The sequence below is a fragment of the Nonomuraea ceibae genome (genome assembly GCF_019396325.1).
Taxonomy (GTDB): domain Bacteria; phylum Actinomycetota; class Actinomycetes; order Streptosporangiales; family Streptosporangiaceae; genus Nonomuraea; species Nonomuraea ceibae.
Map to the genome: position 1 here is coordinate 314903 of NZ_JAHKRO010000001.1, position 16249 is coordinate 331151.

Annotated in this window: 17 protein-coding genes; 10 read left to right on the forward strand and 7 right to left on the reverse strand. The window is 71.7% G+C overall.

The window, feature by feature from the left end:
• Positions 1-3 precede the first annotated feature (3 nt).
• Complete coding sequence (locus KME80_RS01675) at positions 4-639, forward strand: TetR/AcrR family transcriptional regulator (RefSeq protein ID WP_219499404.1); 636 nt, start codon at positions 4-6, stop codon at positions 637-639.
• On the opposite strand, the gene KME80_RS01680 is transcribed toward KME80_RS01675, so the two are convergent.
• The 5 genes from KME80_RS01680 to acs all read right to left on the reverse strand — a co-directional run bounded on the left by KME80_RS01680 (position 605) and on the right by acs (position 5715).
• Entirely contained in the window at positions 605-1051 is a 447-nt protein-coding gene (locus tag KME80_RS01680; RefSeq protein ID WP_219499406.1) for a DUF309 domain-containing protein, read from the reverse strand. The genes KME80_RS01675 and KME80_RS01680 overlap by 35 nt on opposite strands.
• Positions 1048-1965: an alpha/beta fold hydrolase gene (locus KME80_RS01685; protein WP_219499407.1), complete on the reverse strand. Its 918-nt coding sequence runs from the start codon at positions 1963-1965 to the stop codon at positions 1048-1050. The genes KME80_RS01680 and KME80_RS01685 overlap by 4 nt, the downstream gene beginning before the upstream one ends.
• Positions 1955-2368 carry a phage holin family protein gene (locus KME80_RS01690; RefSeq protein ID WP_219499409.1) on the reverse strand — a complete coding sequence of 138 codons (414 nt, stop codon included), beginning with the start codon at positions 2366-2368 and terminating at the stop codon, positions 1955-1957. The genes KME80_RS01685 and KME80_RS01690 overlap by 11 nt, the downstream gene beginning before the upstream one ends.
• Before the next feature lie 31 nt (positions 2369-2399).
• Positions 2400-3590 (reverse strand): Na+/H+ antiporter NhaA, encoded by a 1191-nt coding sequence (nhaA, locus tag KME80_RS01695; protein ID WP_246643630.1) that lies wholly within the window; start codon positions 3588-3590, stop codon positions 2400-2402.
• Positions 3591-3741: 151 nt separating this feature from the next.
• Entirely contained in the window at positions 3742-5715 is a 1974-nt protein-coding gene (acs, locus tag KME80_RS01700; RefSeq protein ID WP_219499412.1) for an acetate--CoA ligase, read from the reverse strand.
• Between the two features lie 242 nt (positions 5716-5957).
• Here acs and KME80_RS01705 point away from each other — a divergent pair, with 242 nt between their 5' ends.
• The 6 genes from KME80_RS01705 (at position 5958) to KME80_RS01730 (ending at position 12098) form a co-directional block, all read left to right on the forward strand.
• Positions 5958-6734 carry a Fic family protein gene (locus tag KME80_RS01705; RefSeq protein WP_219499415.1) on the forward strand — a complete coding sequence of 259 codons (777 nt, stop codon included), beginning with the start codon at positions 5958-5960 and terminating at the stop codon, positions 6732-6734.
• Positions 6735-7786: 1052 nt separating this feature from the next.
• Positions 7787-8848, forward strand: a complete 1062-nt coding sequence (gene ssd, locus KME80_RS01710; RefSeq protein WP_219499417.1) for a septum site-determining protein Ssd — start codon at positions 7787-7789, stop codon at positions 8846-8848.
• Positions 8849-9000: 152 nt separating this feature from the next.
• Positions 9001-10194, forward strand: a complete 1194-nt coding sequence (locus tag KME80_RS01715; protein WP_219499472.1) for a TadA family conjugal transfer-associated ATPase — start codon at positions 9001-9003, stop codon at positions 10192-10194.
• 206 nt (positions 10195-10400) lie between these two features.
• Complete coding sequence (locus KME80_RS01720) at positions 10401-10586, forward strand: hypothetical protein (protein ID WP_219499419.1); 186 nt, start codon at positions 10401-10403, stop codon at positions 10584-10586.
• Positions 10583-11293: a type II secretion system F family protein gene (locus tag KME80_RS01725; protein WP_219499421.1), complete on the forward strand. Its 711-nt coding sequence runs from the start codon at positions 10583-10585 to the stop codon at positions 11291-11293. Before KME80_RS01720 ends, KME80_RS01725 begins: the two co-directional genes overlap by 4 nt.
• Before the next feature lie 22 nt (positions 11294-11315).
• A complete protein-coding gene (locus KME80_RS01730) occupies positions 11316-12098 on the forward strand; it encodes a type II secretion system F family protein (RefSeq protein ID WP_219499423.1) in 783 nt (260 codons plus the stop codon).
• A gap of 179 nt (positions 12099-12277) precedes the next feature.
• On the opposite strand, the gene KME80_RS01735 is transcribed toward KME80_RS01730, so the two are convergent.
• Entirely contained in the window at positions 12278-12892 is a 615-nt protein-coding gene (locus KME80_RS01735; RefSeq protein ID WP_219499425.1) for a DUF1707 SHOCT-like domain-containing protein, read from the reverse strand.
• Positions 12893-13186: 294 nt separating this feature from the next.
• On the opposite strand from KME80_RS01735, the gene KME80_RS52550 reads away from it, so the two are divergent.
• The 3 genes from KME80_RS52550 to KME80_RS01750 all read left to right on the forward strand — a co-directional run bounded on the left by KME80_RS52550 (position 13187) and on the right by KME80_RS01750 (position 14206).
• Entirely contained in the window at positions 13187-13447 is a 261-nt protein-coding gene (locus tag KME80_RS52550; RefSeq protein WP_308125574.1) for a DUF4244 domain-containing protein, read from the forward strand.
• Positions 13448-13530: 83 nt separating this feature from the next.
• Positions 13531-13815, forward strand: coding sequence for a TadE family type IV pilus minor pilin (locus KME80_RS01745; RefSeq protein WP_246643742.1), 285 nt, complete (start codon positions 13531-13533; stop codon positions 13813-13815).
• 37 nt (positions 13816-13852) lie between these two features.
• On the forward strand, positions 13853-14206 hold the full coding sequence (locus KME80_RS01750; RefSeq protein WP_219499429.1) for an Rv3654c family TadE-like protein: 354 nt from the start codon (positions 13853-13855) through the stop codon (positions 14204-14206).
• A gap of 333 nt (positions 14207-14539) precedes the next feature.
• Here KME80_RS01750 and KME80_RS01755 read toward each other — a convergent pair.
• A partial coding sequence (locus KME80_RS01755; protein ID WP_246643632.1) for a Zn-binding domain-containing protein occupies positions 14540-16249 on the reverse strand: 1710 nt, incomplete at its 5' end.

A 16249-nucleotide genomic window follows, 5' to 3' on the forward strand; every position in this document is an offset into this window, starting at 1 on the left:
GGGATGCCCCGGACCACCAAACGCGACCGCTACCACCACGGCGATTTGCGCGCCGCGCTGATCGACACCGCGGTCGAGCTCATCGCCGAGCACGGTGTCCAGGGCTTCTCCCTGGCCGAGGCGAGCAGGCGGCTCGGGGTCGCCCCCAGCGCCCCCTACCGCCACTTCGCCGACCGCGACGAGCTGCTGCTGGCCGTGGGCGTGCGCGCGGGCGAGCGGCTGGTCGCCGCCGTCACCGCCGAGAGCCGCGGCACCACGCCGGAGCAGCGGCTCGTCGGCGTCGCCAGGGGCTACGTGCGCTTCGCCGCCGGGCACCCCGCACTGTTCGAGGCGCTGGCCGGGCCGACCTTCTCCGCCGTCGCCGCCCCCGAGCTGGAGCACGCCGCCCGGCCCGTCAAGGAGGCGTTCCACGACGCCGCGCTCGCCCTGTCGGGCGGCGACCGGCCCACCGCCGAGACGCTCGGCGTCGCCGTGGCCGCCGTCGCCCACGGCTACGCCGGGCTGCTGCGGCTGGGCATGTTCGGCACCGGCGACGAGGCCGTCGGCATCGCCGTCGACCGGGCCGCCGACGCCACGCTCGCCCTGCTGGCCGGGCGCGCGGCGCTCACCGGCCCGGCAACGACTCCAGGATCAGGCTGACGGCCGCCGCCGGGTCGCTGTCGTGGCCCAGGCCCGACGCCGCCCGGCCCACCGCGTCGTACGGCTCGCCGAAGCCCTGCACGCGCGCCGCGCCGCGGGCGAACAGCGTCAGCGCACCCCGGCCGTTGCCCCGCTGCAGATGGGTCAGGCCCACGCAGATCTGCGCCAGCCCCTGCCACAGCTCGCGCTCCTCCTCAGGCGCGCACTTCCAGCGCCCCTCGAACACCTCGTGCGCGTTGAACGGCAGCCCCTCGGCCAGGAACCGGCGGCCGTCGGCCAGCGCCTGCTCCGTGCTCGGCGCGTAGTCGTCGGGCACCCGGGCCACGCCGGGCGAGCCGTAGGGGAGCGGCCTGCCGTACTCGTCGCGCGGCCTGGCGTTGCGCGGCCGGCCCTCGGGGTCGCGGTCTCTCATCGGTCGGGCTCCGGATCGGCCAGCCAGCCGAGCAACTCCGTGTCGAACACGTCGGGAATCTCCTCGTGGGGGAAGTGGCCCGCCCCTTCGAGCAGCCGCCACCGGTACGGGGCCGCCACGTAACGGCTCGACCCCTGCGCCGTCCGCGGCAGGATGCACCGGTCGAGCGCGCCGTGCAACTGCAGGGTGGGGGCCTCGATCTCGGTCCGCATGGCACGCGCGTAACGCAGGCCGTCGGGCCGTAGCTGCGAGCGGCCGAACCAGCGGTGATACTCCAGCGCGCAGTGGGCCACGGCCGGGATCCGGAACGCCTCGCGGTAGGTCCGCGAGACGTCGGCGTCGGGCCAGTTCGGCCCCGACCAGCCGTCGAGGAGGCTGCCGACCAGCGCCGCCTTCTTGCGGGTCAGCCTGCGCTCGGGCAGCAGCGGAAGCTGGAAGCCGAGCACCCGGCTCGACCTGAGCTGGCCGAACGGGTCGGTGAGCAGCGAGTTGCGCAGCCGCAGCGGATGCGGCGCCGACACCGTGACGAGCCGGCGCACGCACTTCGGGTCGAGCACCGCCATCGTCCAGGCCAGCAGCCCGCCCCAGTCGTGCCCGACGACGATCGCGCCGGTCTCGCCCAGCGCCCGGATCAGCCCGGTCGCGTCGGCGGCCAGCGTCGGCAGGTCGTAGCCGCGCGGCGGCTTGTCGCTGCCGCCGTAGCCGCGCAGGTCGACCGCGACGGCGCGGTAACCCGCGGCGGGCAGCGACGCCAGCTGGTGCCGCCACGTCCACCAGAACTGCGGGAACCCGTGCAGAAGCAGCACCAGCGGCCCGTCACCGGCCTCCACGACGTGGAACCTGGTGCCGCCCGCGTGGACCGCCCGGTGCTTCCACGGCCCCTCGATCCGGACGACCGCCTCGTCAGGTGCCATCTCGGCTCCCCGCCGGCAGCTCCTCCGGTGAGGCGATCTCCTTCAGTCCCTTGAGCGATCTGGCGGTCCGCTTCATGCCGGCCAGGCCCTTGAGCCGGCGCACCCCGATGAACACCAGCAGCCCCGCCACGAGCAGGTAGAACACGGTCACGATGAGGAACGCCGCCCACTTGGGCAGCCACTGCTCCAGCACGTAGGCGATCGTGAACGAGGCGAGGATCAGGCACAGGTGTGCCATGAACGCGGCGGCCGCGAACAGCCCGCCCGCCATGCCCACCCGCTTGGCGTCGAACCGGAACTCGGCCTTGGCCAGCTCGATCTCGGATCGGACCAGGGTCGAGATGTGGTTGCTCGCCTGGGCGACCAGCGAGCCCAGGGATTCTTCCTCGGGAGTCTGCGGCATGAACGTCTCCTATCGAGGCCTGGTGGCCGTGTCAATCATCATCCAGTGCGCTGCGGCGCTCGCGCACCCGGGTGTGCAGCAGCACCGCTGCCAGGACGGAGGCGATGACGCTGGCCGCGAGGATCCCGGTGGTCACGGCGGTTGCCCGTTCCTGATCGGCACCATAGGCCAGATCGCCGATCAGCAGCGACACCGTGAACCCGATCCCGGCAAGCAACGACACCGCCGCCATGTCCCGCCAGCGCAGCTCCTGCGACAGCCTCGCCAGCCCCAGCCGCACTGCCAGCCAGGCACCGCCGAACACCCCCAGGAACTTGCCCACCACGAGCCCCGCAATCACTCCCAGAACTACCCGATCGGAGAACATAGCGCCGAGGCTCTCGGCGTCGAGCTTCACCCCTGCCGACACGAACGCGAACACCGGCACGGCCAGGCCCGCCGAGATCGGCCGGATGTAGTGGTCGGCGGCCTCGGCGGGGGAGCGCTCCTCGCTGTCGCGGGCGTGCACCCGGGTCAGCAGGCCGAGCGCGACCCCGGCGACGGTCGCGTGCACGCCGCTCTGCTCGACGGCGTACCAGGCGGCCACGGCCAGCGGCAGGTGGATCCAGGGCGTTCGTACGCCGCGCCGTTGCAGGACGCCGTACACGCCGATCAGCGCCGCTCCGGCCAGCAGCATGGGCAGGTCGAGGTGGTCGGTGTAGAAGGCCGCGATGATGGTGATCGCGCCGAGGTCGTCCACCACGGCGCAGGTGAGCAGGAACGCACGCAGCGCGGCGGGCATGGCGCTGGCCGTGACGGCGAGCACGGCGAGCGCGAAGGCGATGTCGGTGGCTGTGGGAATGGCCCAGCCCCGCCCTGCACCGGGAGCACCCCAGCTCACCAGCAGGTAGATCGCGGCGGGGACGACCATGCCGGCCACGGCGGCGAGCACGGGCAGCGCGGCCTTGCGCGGGCTGGCCAGCTCGCCGTGGACGAACTCCTCCTTGACCTCCAGCCCGGCGACGAAGAAGAAGATCGTCAGCAGGCCGTGCTGGGCCCACTTGTAGATCTCCATCCCGGCGATCTCGGTCTTGACCAGGCCGGTGTAGGAGTCGAGGGAGACGTTGGCCCACACCAGTGCGGCGACCGTGGCGGCCAGCATGACGATGCCGCCCAGCGTCTCGGTGCGGAGCGCCTCGGTCAGGGTGCGGGCGTAGCGGATGGTGGGTGTGAAAGGCCACATATCGGTGGCACGGCGCACGTGAAAGCCCTCTCGAAGGTCAGGTCAGGGGGAACGGCTCCCCATGACGCCGACCCGACTTCCCGGCACACCAGACACCCACCCTACCCGGCCACATGTCCCGAAATTTCGGGACATGTGGCCGTACGGGTGATTAGTCCTCAGATTTTGCGGACGGGAGCTTCTCCGAGATGAGGTTCATCACCGTGCTGTCGGCGAGCGTCGTGACGTCGCCGATGCTCCGGTTCTCCGCCACGTCGCGCAGCAGCCGGCGCATGATCTTGCCCGAGCGGGTCTTCGGCAGCTCGGGCACCACCAGGATCTGGCGCGGCTTGGCGATCGGGCCGAGCGTCTTGGCCACGTGGTTGCGCAGCTCGGCGGCGATGTCGTCGTTCTCCTCGACGCTGCCGCGCAGGATCACGAACGACACGATGGCCTGGCCGGTCACCGGGTCGGTCGCGCCCACCACCGCGGCCTCGGCCACCTTCGGGTGGCTGACCAGCGCGCTCTCCACCTCGGTGGTGGAGATGTTGTGGCCCGAGACGAGCATGACGTCGTCGACGCGGCCCAGCAGCCACAGGTCGCCGTCCTCGTCCTTCTTGGCGCCGTCGCCGGGGAAGTACATCCCGTCGAACCGGCTCCAGTAGGTGTCGATGTAGCGCTGGTCGTCGCCCCAGATCGTGCGGAGCATGGCCGGCCACGGCTCACGTACGACCAGGAAGCCGCCACCGCCGTCGGGCACGCTGTTGCCCTGGTCGTCCACCACGTCGGCGCTGATGCCCGGCAGCGGGCGCATCGCCGCGCCGGGCTTGGCCGCGGTGACGCCCGGCAGCGGGCTGATCATGATCGCGCCCGTCTCCGTCTGCCACCACGTGTCGACGACCGGGCAGCGGTCGCCGCCGATGTGCTCGCGGTACCACACGTACGCCTCGGGGTTGATCGGCTCGCCCACCGAGCCCAGCACGCGCAGGCTGGACATGTCGAACTTGGCGGGGATCTCGTCGCCCCACTTCATGAACGTCCGGATCGCCGTCGGCGCGGTGTAGAGGATCGTGACCTTGTACTTCTGGACGATCTCCCAGAACCGGCCGCGGTGCGGGGTGTCGGGCGTGCCCTCGTAGATCACGCTGGTCGCGCCGTTGGCGAGCGGGCCGTACACGATGTAGGAGTGCCCGGTCACCCAGCCGATGTCGGCCGTGCACCAGTAGATGTCGGTCTCGGGCTTGAGGTCGAAGCAGGCGTCGTGGGTCCACGCCGTCTGCGTCAGGTAGCCGCCCGTCGTGTGCAGGATGCCCTTCGGCTTGCCGGTCGTGCCGCTGGTGTAGAGGATGTACAGCGGGTCCTCGGCATCATGCGGGACCGGCGTGTGCTGGTCGCTCTGACGGTCGACGACGTCGTGCCACCACTTGTCGCGCTCGTTGAACGCGACCTCCTCGCCGGTGCGGCGCACCACCAGGACGTTCTCCACCTGCGGGCACTCGGCCACGGCCTCGTCCACCGTCGGCTTGAGCGCCGACGGCGCGCCACGGCGGTAGCCGCCGTCGGCGGTGACCACCAGCTTGGCGTCGGCGTCGTGGATACGGCTCTTCAGCGCCGCCGAGGAGAAGCCGCCGAACACCACCGAGTGGATCGCGCCGATGCGCGCGCACGCCAGCATCGTGATCGGCAGCTCGGGGATCATCGGCAGGTAGACGGCCACCCGGTCGCCCTTGCCCACGCCCAGCTCCTGCAGCGCGTTGGCCGCCTTGGAGACCTCCCGCTGCAGGTCGGCGTAGGTCAGCGTGCGGGAGTCGCCCTCGGGCTCGCCCTCCCAGTGGTAGGCGACCTTGTCGCCGCGCCCCGCCTCGACGTGACGGTCGACGCAGTTGTACGCGACGTTGAGCTCACCGCCGACGAACCATTTGGCGAACGGGGGCTCCCACTCCAGCGTGGTGTCCCACCGCTTGGCCCAGGTCAGCCGCTCGGCAGCACGCTCCCAGAACCCGAGGCGGTCGGCCGCCGCCTCGGCATAGGCGGCGGCGGTCACGTTAGCGGCCGCTGCCAGGTCGGCCGGTGGTGCGAACCGGCGGTTCTCCTGCAGCAGGTTGGACAGCGCCTGGGGCTCGTTGCCAGGGGTTTCCGGGGCCACCTCGTGCTCCTTCTATGGCCAGATTGGTTAGGTCGTGTCCCACTTCACCAGCTCACGCCCACCTACCACAAGAGGTCTAGACAGGTCCGTACCGTCGGATGGATTTTTATCTTCGCGCGTGACAATAGCAACTGAAACGTTGTCATCTCGAAATCCGTAAATTATGGAACGGGACACGGCCCAGGGTTTATGGGTCCCCCTCTTAGAACGACGCCCGGCGGCCACGGGTAGTGTCGGGTTCCGTGAGTGACCCATTGGCCGTCATCGCGGGGTTCCCCGGCGTGCCCGAAGCCGTCGACGCCGCCCGCCAGGCCGTCGACCGGCTCTACCGCCACCGCGTCCTGCGGCGGGCCAGCCCGGCGGTCTCCGCCGAGTCGTCGCTGCGCGGCGCCCGCGCCTCCGCCGCACTCGAAGGCGTCGACGTGCCGCTCGACGCCCTGCGCAAGGACGAGGTGCACGACCCCGTCGTCCAGGGCGCGCTGCGCGCCTCCGCAGAGCTCGGCCGCCTCGGCCCCACCTGGCGCACCGCGCCCCGGCAGGTCCTGGCCCGGCTGCACACCGTCGCCGCCGCCGGCCTCACCTCCGACGACCTCGGCCGCCCGCGCGCCGGCGACGACGCCCCCGACCCGCTCGGCCTCGGCCCCGCCCCGAGCGCCGCCGCTGCCGTCGCCCGGATGGACAGCCTCTTCGACCTGCTCGCCGGCCCCACCAAGGCCCCCGCGCTGGTGCTCGCCGCCGTCGTGCACGCCGAGCTCGCCGTCCTGCGCCCGTTCGGCTCGGCCGACGGCGTCGTCGCCCGCGCCGCCGAACGACTCACGCTCGTGGAGTACGGGCTCGACCCGAAATCCCTGGTCGCCGTCGAGGTGGGACACCTGGACCAGCCGTACGCCGAGGCCCTGCGCGCCTACCTGACCGGGACGCAGGAGGGGGTGTCGCAGTGGATACAGCAGTGTGCCTCCGCGGTCACCCTGGGCGTACGCGAGACGACCGCCGTCTGCGAGGCCATGCAGCGAGGCTGACATAGCTGACGGCGTCCCAGTCATGAGACGCCGTCTGCCGTGCATCACACCGGGTTACCAAGCGTGCACCTGAAATCGTCGGATCGGGTCAAGCCCGTCTCGACACGCCTCCCGCGGCTGGTCGCGCGTGGGTGCCCGGCTGATGCACCCGGACAAGTGGTCCGTGACACCTTTGTACGTCGGATCCGCCCTGATGGGAAGCCCTCGGTCCAAGACCTTTACCCGGACCTGAGGCGCCCGGGGCCCCCGCGCCGGTCATCCCGCCTCGACCGTCCGGTTACCAAGCCGTGACGATCACTCTGAGTGATCTCCTTTATGTGATCGTTATGTCGTGGCGAAAAAACTTGGCGAAAATGCGAGATTGCTCCTCGACGAAACTCGAGTCCATCGGGCAGCATACGGTGGTATCACCAGAAACTTGCTCGGCTGTGCACGGGATTGGTTTCCAATGCCTTGCCATGCTCTGGTCAAGTGATGAAAGCTTTCTTCTGAAACGGGCCCGGCTCTACCCCCCCGGAGCCGGACCGGTACGGCGACCCCCGCTCTCCCCCCCCGGCGGGGGTCGCCTCTTTTCCTCCCCATCCCCGCCCGGTCGGCGCGCTGTCATCCCGACCTGTGCACGCCGCGACCGTGGCCATCCCCAGCCTGTGCACCGGTGCGGCCTGTCGCCATCGGCCCGCTGGGCGCCCAGCCCGCCGAGGGTCCCCCCGTCCGCCCGCCGCGCTGTCACGCCCGGCCTCCCGTCACGTCGTCGCGCCCGGCTCGCTCGACCCGCCTGTCGCGCCCGGCCCGTCCGGGCCGCTCGGCCCCGCCCGGCAGCTCGGCCCGTCCGCAGCGCCCGGCTTGCCCGTCGCGCCCGGCTCGCCGGTCGTCCTCGGCCAGCCAGCCATCCCCAGCCCCCGGCTACCCCCAGCCCCCGGCTACCCCCAGCTGCTGGTTATCCCCAGGCTGTGCACCGTCGTCGCCCGTTATCCCCAGAACCGCGTTCGCCTCCGCGCGGCCACCCCCGCCGGGCGCAAGGTGGGTCCTCCCCGAACCGACAGGGAGGCCCGATGCCCCGCCCACTGGTCATCTCCGAAGACCGCGACCTGCTCGACGACCTGGTCCGCATAGCCGCCGCAGCCGGCGCCCAGCTCGACGTCGCCCACGTCCCGTCCCACGCTCGCCCGTTCTGGAGCCAGGCCCCGCTCGTGGTCATCGGCGCCGACCTCGCCGAAGCCGTGGCCGCCGCCTCACCCCCGGCCCGCGACCAGGTCCTCCTCGTCACCCGCGACCCGGACGACCCCGACACCTGGCGGCGCTGCGTAGCCGCCGGAGCCCAGGCCGTCGTCGCCCTCCCCGCCGACGAGCGCCACCTGGTCGACCGGTTCGCCGACGCGATGGAGCCCGAGCCTCGCGCCGGCGCCGTCGTGTCGCTGATCGGCGGCAGGGGCGGCGCGGGCACCAGCGTCCTGGCCGCCTGCCTGGCCCTGCGCGCCTCCCACGACCACCTGCGCACCCTGCTCGTCGATGCCGACCCGCTGGGCGGCGGCCTCGACGCGGTCCTCGGCCAGGAGGAGACCCCGGGAGCCCGCTGGGCCGACCTCGTCGCCCGGCAGGGCCGCATCAGCCCCCGCGCCCTGCGCGCCGCGCTGCCCGCCTTCGGCGACCTGGCCGTGCTCTCGTTCCACCGGGGCGAGATCCGCCCCATCCCGGCCGAAGCCATGCGCTCGGTCCTCGAAGCCGGACGCCGCGGCTTCGACCTCGTGGTCGTCGACCTCCCGCGCCACCTCGACCCGTCCGCCGTGGAAGCCCTCGGCAGATCCGATCGCACCCTCCTGCTGACCCCCGCCGACGTACGCGGCATCCTGGCCGCCGCCCAGGTGCTCGGCCAGACCCGTCGCCACACGGCCGACATCCGCGCCGTCATCCGCCCCGGCGTGGTCGACGACGCCACGGCCACCGCCTCCCTCGGCATCCCCCTGGCCGGCCGCCTGCCCGACCAGCCCCGCCTGACCACCACCCTCAACCGCGGCGAACTCCCCAAACTCGGCCCCCGCACCGCCCTGGGCACCCTCTGCACAGCCCTCCTCCACGACCTGCCCCCGACCCCCAGGAACGAGGACGCCGCATGACTCCGGCCACGCCCCCCGACAAACCCCGCGATCTGCCCCGCGCGGTGACCAGCGACGTGCCCCGCACCACCTCCCGGGAAATGCCCCGCGCGGTGACCAGCGACATACCCCGCACCGCCTCCCGGGAGCTGCCTCACGCCGTCTCCCGGGACATGCCCCGCACCTCCTCCGGAGACGCCCGCGACCTGCCCCGCGCCGTCTCTCCCGACCTCGTCGAAGCCGTCCGGGTCCGCCTCGCCCGCGCCGGCGTGGAACCAACCGCCGCCCAGGTGGCCGTCGCCCTACGCGCCGAGAAGTCCGTCTACGGTGACGCCGAAATCCTCGCCGTCGCCCGCGCCCTGTGCGCCGACCTCATCGGCGCAGGCCCCCTGGAGCCCCTCCTGACCGAGCCCGACGTGACGGACGTCCTGGTCAACGGCCCCCGCGAGGTCTGGGTCGACGACGGCAAAGGCCTGCGCCTCACCTCGGTCACGTTCACCGACGACGGCGCCGTCCGCAGGCTCGCCCAGCGCCTCGCCGCCGCCGCGGGCCGCCGCCTGGACGACGCCTCACCGTACGTCGACGCCCGCCTGACCGGCGGCGTACGCCTGCACGCCGTCCTCCCGCCGATTGCCTCCGGCGGCACCAGCATTTCCCTACGGCTGCCGCCCCGCCGCACCTTCACCCTCGACGACCTGGTGTCGGCCGGCACGATCACCCCCGAGGCCGTCCCCCTGCTCACCACCTTGGTGTCGACCAGACGCGCCTTCCTCGTCACCGGCGGCACCGGCACCGGCAAGACCACCCTCCTGTCCGCCCTCCTCTCCCTGGCCGACCCCGGCGAACGCCTCCTCCTCGTCGAAGACTCGGCCGAGCTCCGCCCCCTTCACCCGCACGTGCTGCGCCTCGAATCCAGACCGGCCAACCTCGAAGGCGCCGGCGGTGTCGGCCTGCGCGACCTCGTCCGCCAGGCCCTCCGCATGCGCCCCGACCGCCTGGTTGTAGGAGAGGTACGGGGTGCCGAAGTCGTCGACCTGCTGGCCGCCCTCAACACCGGCCACGAGGGCGGCTGCGGCACCCTCCACGCCAACAGAGCGGCCGACGTCCCACCCCGGCTCGAAGCGCTCGGCTGCGCGGCGGGCCTCACCCGGGAAGCCGTACACAGCCAACTGGCCGCGGCCCTCGACGTCGTCATCCACCTCACCCGCGGCCGAGGCGGCGGCAAACGCCGCGTCTCGGAAATCTGCCTGCTGTCCAGGTCCCCGAACGGCCTGGTCGAAGCCATCCCTGCAGTGACCTTCACCCCCGACGGCCGCCCTCACCCAGGCCCCGGCTACCCCGCCCTGAGCACCCCACCATCCACATGACCCCCCACCCTCCAACCAGAACCAGAAACGGCCTCCCAACAGGCACCGGCCCCAGAACCGGCGACACGGCTGGCACCGGCTCCAGGACGGGCCGCGGAGCAGGCGCCGGCCCCAGGACCGGCCTCTCAACCGGAACCGGCACCAGGACCGGCGCAGGGATGACCGGCATGCCGCCCTCCAAGGCAACCCCCGCAAGCAGCGCGCCCATGATCGAAGCGCCGACCTCCCCCTCCCCGTCCACCGCCGGTGCGCCCGCGTCCGAGGACAGCACCCCCGGCTGCAACACCGCGCCGCGCATCGCCGCAAGCGAACCCATCGCCGCCTGCGCATCCGTCTCCGCCTATGAACCCGCCTATGAACCCGCCGAAGCCGCGCTCGGGAGATCGCGATGACGGCCGCTCTGGTGGCGGCGTCCCTGATAGCCACGGCCGTCTGGCTGTGGACCGGCCCCGACGTCGCCACCCTCCGCCTGACCAGGCTCACCGCCCCACAGACGAACGCCGGGCGACCACCGCTCGGCCAACTCCTGCGCCGCACCAGCCAAGCCCGCCGCGCCGACGCCTGGCGGCGCGCCTCCATAGAGCTCTGCCATGCCCTCTCCGCCGAGCTGTCGGCCGGCCGTACCCCCGGTGAGGCCCTGACCCGAGCCATCAACGCGGTCGACCTCCCCGACCCCGAGCCCTTCCGCCCGGTTCTCGCCGCCGCGAGAGACGGCGGCGACGTATCGGCGGCCCTGTTGTCAGCAGCCCCCGCCCAGGGCGGTGAGGGCCTGCGCCGCCTGGCCGCCTGCTGGGACGTCAGCATCACCGTGGGCGCCGGCCTGACCGCCCTCGTCGAACGCGTCGCCGCCACCCTGCGCACCGCCCAAGCCCACCGTCAGGACGTGGCGGCCCAACTCGCCGGCCCCCGCGCCACGGCCAGAATGCTGGCAGGCCTCCCCGCCCTGGGCCTCCTCATGGGCGTTGCCCTGGGCATGCACCCCCTCGATTTCCTCCTCGGCGGCATCCCCGGCCTGCTCTGCCTGGCAGCCGGCATCGCCCTGGACGCCTGCGGCCTGTGGTGGACCCACCGCATGGCCACCCGAGCAGCCGACTCCTGAGCCCGACACAGTGAGGACGTAGATGCTGGAGCTCCTCGCCGCCTGCTGCGCCGCCTCAGCCGCCTGGCTGTGGACCGCACCAACGACCACCGCTCAACGCCTGGCCACCCTCCTCCCCGAACCCGCCAACCCCCACCAAGCCCACCCACCCCCGGACGAGCCCCCAACCCCTTCCTGGCTGACCCCCACCCTCCCCAAACGCCCCCTGACCGGCCGCACCCTCACCTCCGCAGCCTGCCTGGGTCTGCTCACAGCCCTGCTGGTCGGCGGCATCCCAGGCATCCTGACGGCAGCGCTCGTCACCCCGGTGGCCGCCGCCGTACTCCACCGAAAGGAACCCCAAGAGCTCCAACGAGACCGCCACCGCATAGCCATCGACCTGCCGTTCGCGGCCGACCTCATGGCGTCGTGCCTGCTCGCGGGTCAACCGGTCAGCGCCGCCACGGAGATCGCCGCCACCGCGATAGGCGGCCCACTGGGAGACCGCCTGACCTGGCTGAGCGTTCAGCTGCGCCTCGGCGCAGACCCCGAACCCACCTGGGCCTTCCTCGCCCGCGATCCGGCCACGGCGCAACTCTCCAGGGCGATGAGCCGAGCCGCCCAGAGCGGCGCCCCGGTGGCCGACGTACTGACCCGCCTCGCCGACGACGCCCGCGAATCATCCCGAGCCGCCTCGGTGGCCGCGGCCCGCAGGGTCGGCGTCAAGGCAGTGGCGCCCCTGGGCCTCTGCTTCCTACCGGCCTTCGTCCTGCTGGGCATCATCCCCGTCGTGGCCGGCCTCGCGACCAGCATCGTCCTCCCCTGATGACCCAGCACACGACAACCACCGGCATCCCCACAGTCCGTCGCTCTTGCGCCACCCGGCGATGGGGCGGTCCGAAGCCGTGGCAGCGGGCATGAGCCAGGCGTGCAACGGGTGGCCCCGCCACGGTCGGCGTACATTCCGACCTGTTGGCCGGAGGTTTCGACGCCAGGACGGAAGGATCACTTCTCCAGCGCCTTGGCGGCCTTTCTCAACCGCTTCAACGACGCCGCTTCCATCTCGGCCGGAACCCGCCAGATGTCCGTACCACCCATGAGGGCGTAGACACGCACCCGTACGAGCGGCGCACCCGTGCGCGGCGGCTGGCGGCTGCCCCGCTGGTCGTGCCCGCCCATCAGCGAGAACCCGGTGACCTCCAGGTCGATGCTGTCCGGCACGTAGATGTCGAAGCCTCCCATGACGGCGATGGCGGTCAACGTGACCTCTTCGCCTTCGATCTCCGCGCCGCGCAGGTCGATGTCGCCGCTGCCCATCAGGGACAGCGCCGTGACGCGGCGTCCCGCTCGCCATCGGCCCACCTTGGCGAAGCTGCCCATCACGGATACGAGCCACCGCGTCGCCTTCCTGCGCGCCGGCGGCTGGTCGGTGCCGGTCGGCAGATCGCGGGTGAGCGTCTGCAGTTCGCCCATGGTCCTGGCGGAGTGGGCGTGCTCGATGCGTTCTTCCAGCTCCGCCAGCGTCAAACGACCCTGCGCGGCCTGCTCGCTCAACAGGTCGATAACCGAATCACGCTCGGCATCAGAAGCCCTGACCGAAAGATGCGAGTCATCTGACATCGGGCGCTTCCTTCCGTCGCCAAGGCCGGGCCGCCTTTTGAGCTTAACTTCCCGCGTATCTCCACGCCTTGGCCAACGGACTACGGACCACTCAAATCGCCCTAACCGTCCCGCTGGAGCTCCCTGTCGGTCCAGTTACACGCCGGGCGCGCGATATCCACAGCCCGGGACAACCGAATCTCCGGCAATCCCCAGAACGCCATTCGGCCCGCAATCGCAGGCCCCTCCTGAGCGACGCTTGCACCCGGCAACGCCGGTCCCACCTCACTCCGGCACCGAGCACCTGGAGGCAAAATGCGCGTCCCCACTCCCGACGAGACCCCAGAGACCGCCCCCATCACCACCACTGACCACAGCAACTCCGGATGGTGGGCCAGCCGCTGGTCCCGCTGCACCGGCCCTCTGCGAGACCGGGGCATGTCCACGGCCGAGTACGCCGTCGGCACGATCGCCGCCTGCGCGTTCGCCGCACTCTTGTTCAAGGTGGTCAGCAGCCCCGAAGTGCAAGAAATGCTCTCCAAGCTCATAGACCAGGCGCTCAACACCAACGGATGACCAGGTCCGCCTCCAACCGTGGGAGCCGGTCAGCATCGCGCGGCTCGGTCACCGCCGAGACCGCCGCGATGCTGCCGGCCCTCATGATCGTCCTAGCCGCCGCACTGTGGGCCATCCACGCGGTCACCGTCCACCTGGAGTGCGTCGACGCCGCCCGTACGGCAGCCAGGGCCGCCGCCCGAGGCGAGCCACTCGACCAGGTACGCGCCCTCGTCCACTCAGCTGTCCGGCCCTCAGCCCTCGTAGACATAACGCGCAACGCAGACCAGACCTCCGTGAAGATCTCGGTGGACGTACGCCCCCCGTGGGGCCCCGCCCTCCCGGCGGTCCCCGTAACGGCATCAGCCACAGCCGCCACAGAACCCTGACCCTCGCCCCATCGCCCCAGAAGGGAGGAAGGACGACATGCCCGCCCAACGCGCCGACCGAGGCTCAGCCACGCTCTGGGGTGTGGCCCTCATGGCCCTCCTGATGGCCGTGGCCACCGCCTTCGCCATAGTGGGCGCCGCCCGCGTTGCCCGCCACCGCGTCAACGCCGCCGCCGACCTGAGCGCCCTGGCGGCGGCCAAACTCGCCCTGATCGACCCCGAATCCGCCTGCACCCACGCCGAGACGGTGGCCTCCCAGAACGGCGTCCACCTGGCGAACTGCACGATCACCGGCCAGGTGGCGGACGTCTGGACCTCACTCCAGATCACGCTCCCCGCCCTCGGCCCCCGCACCCTCACCGGCAGAGCCAGAGCAGGCCCCGCCCCATGAATCCGTCGCTTACGTGCCCCCGCGTCCTTAGAGCCTTATCCGGCGCTGCCAGAGCGTGCGGGCTTCGGCCATGTGTTTCGGCCTAGCGATTTGGCTATTTCTGCGCCCCAAAATCTCTCGAATTATGGAAGATCGCAAAAGTCGTCCGGTTCAGGTGTTTGTTATATCCAGCGCTTCATGCGGCCTATTCACTGCTCCCCAACACCGCCCGTTGGAGCGTGGCGGAGCGGGCTCTTGGTAACTCATAGTCACACGATGACGGGAGGCCGCGGAGCTTATCGTTCAAGGGACGATTAAGCCGCTACGCGCCTCGCCCGCAATACGTACTCCGAGTCAGGAACTGAGGAGGGTGCCGAGGAGGCGGAGGGCGCCGCGTTTGTCCAAGGGGTCGTTGCCGTTGCCGCACTTGGGGGATTGGATGCACGACGGGCAGCCGCGTTCGCATTCGCAGGAGGCGATGGCTTCACGGGTGGCAGTGAGCCAATCGGTGGCGCGGGCGAAACCGCGTTCGGCGAAACCGGCGCCGCCCTCATGGCCGTCGTACACGAACACGGTGAGCAGGCCGGTGTCGGCGTGCAGTTCGGTGGAGACGCCGCCGATGTCCCAGCGGTCGCAGGTGGCGAAGAGGGGGAGGAGGCCGATGGCGGCGTGTTCGGCGGCATGGGCGGCGCCGCCCAGGTCGAAGCCGTCCTCGGCCAGGGTGGTCACCACGGAGGCGGGAAGCGTCCACCAGACCGCGCGGGTGCGCAGCGTGCGCGGCGGCAGGTCGAGGGGCTCGTCGCCGAGCATCTCGCCGGATTGGAGGCGGCGCTTGAGATAGGAGACGACCTGCCGGGTCACCTCCACGTCGCCGAAGTGAAGGGTGCCGGGCCCCAGTGGCTGGGAGCGCAGCGTGGCGAGGATGGAGATGTCCGTAATGTCGCGGGCGAACGTGGAGTAGTCAGGTTCGGAGCGCGAGACCAGCGCCACGCCGGCTTCCAGGTCCAGGAGCTCCACCAGGTACGTCTCGCCCTGGTGGAGATAGATGGCGCCGGTGTGGACGGTGGTGTGCGAGGACGGCTCGTCCACGCTGCCCAGCAGGCGGCCGGTCGACGACTCCACCACGTGGATCGGCGCACCGCCGCCGCCCCGGATGTCGGCCAGGTCGGTGGCGCGCTCGCGCTTGGTCCAGAACCATCCGGCGGGCCGGCGGCGCAGCAGCCCGTCGGAGACCAGGGTGTCGAGGACGTCCGCCGTGGTGTCGCCGAACAGCGACAGGTCGTCGTCCGTGAGCGGGATCTCGGCGGCGGCCGCGCACAGGTGAGGGCCGAGGACGTACGGGTTGCCAGGGTCCAGCACGATCGCCTCGACGGGCTGGCCGAACAGGGCTTGGGGGTGGTGGACGAGGTAGGTGTCGAGGGGGTCGTCGCGCGCGATGAGCACGGCGAGCGCGTCCCTGCCGTCGCGCCCGGCCCGGCCCGCCTGCTGCCACAGGGAAGCCCGGGTGCCCGGCCACCCGGCGATCAGCACCGCGTCCAGGCCGGACACGTCCACGCCCAGCTCCAGGGCGTTCGTGGTGGCCAGGCCCATGAGGGTCCCGGAGCGCAGGGCCTTCTCCAGGAGCCTGCGGTCCTCGGCCAGGTAACCCGCCCGGTACGCGGCGACCTTCTCGGGAAGAGCGGCCCAGTCGGTGGTCTCGGGAAGCGCCCAAGACAACATGTCCGTAGGCGCCGCTACCCGGTCCGGATTCGGGGATCGGTCCTGGTGTCCGTCCTGCTCCTGGTTTCGGTTTTTGTCCCGGTCCCGGTATCCGTCCTGGTCCCGGGCCTGGTCCGCGTCCTGGTCCCGGCACGCCGGCGCGTATCCGTCCGGAGCTTGGTCCGCGTGCTGGCCCTCGTGGGCGCTGGCGCCGGGTCCTGGCCGCTCCTCGGGCCTGGCGTTGAACTCACGGCTGGTGTCGTGGCCCTGGTCGAGGTCGGGAGTAGAGGTGGCGCTCTGGCCCGGGGTGGAGCTGAAGCCAGGGGAGGGGTCGGGGCCTCGGTCGGGGGCGGGAGCGGGGGTGGG